Genomic DNA, 389 nt, shown 5'->3' on the forward strand with positions numbered 1-389 from the left:
GTTCGGCGACCCGCAGCACGCGGTCAGCAAGACCTTGCTGGCGCCGCTACAGCCAGCCTTGCCGCAGCACCTGCAGGCCCGCCTGCTGCCCGAGGCGCCGAATGCGCAGGCCGCGCTGGTACTGCGCCTGCGCGTCAGCGGGCGCGACCGCGAGGCACCGGAACTGTCGACGCTGTTCGCGTTGCTGGGCGGCCAGGTGAGCCTGCTGCAGGGCGGTATCGAACCGATCCAGGAACGTGCGCTGGGGCAGCTGGTGGTGTCGGTGGCCAACTCGGCGCACGGGCATGCGCAGGTGATCGAACGGGCACGCCAGTGGGCGGCGCAGGTGGAGGTGCTGGGCTATGTGGTTTGATCGATTGTTGCAGGGGGTGCTCGACACCCTGCTGATG

Annotated in this window: 1 protein-coding gene; it reads left to right on the plus strand. The window is 69.7% G+C overall.

Annotated features, from left to right (window positions below; all coding sequences use genetic code 11):
- The coding region (locus B4I46_RS16665; RefSeq protein ID WP_286901027.1) for an NIL domain-containing protein at window positions 1–352 on the plus strand (352 nt) is incomplete at its 5' end.
- Window positions 353–389: the final 37 nt, after the last annotated feature.

Origin of the sequence: Pseudomonas sp. UBA7500 (assembly GCF_002478435.1) — a bacterium.
In the GTDB taxonomy this organism is placed as follows: Bacteria; Pseudomonadota; Gammaproteobacteria; order Pseudomonadales; family Pseudomonadaceae; genus Aquipseudomonas; species Aquipseudomonas palmensis.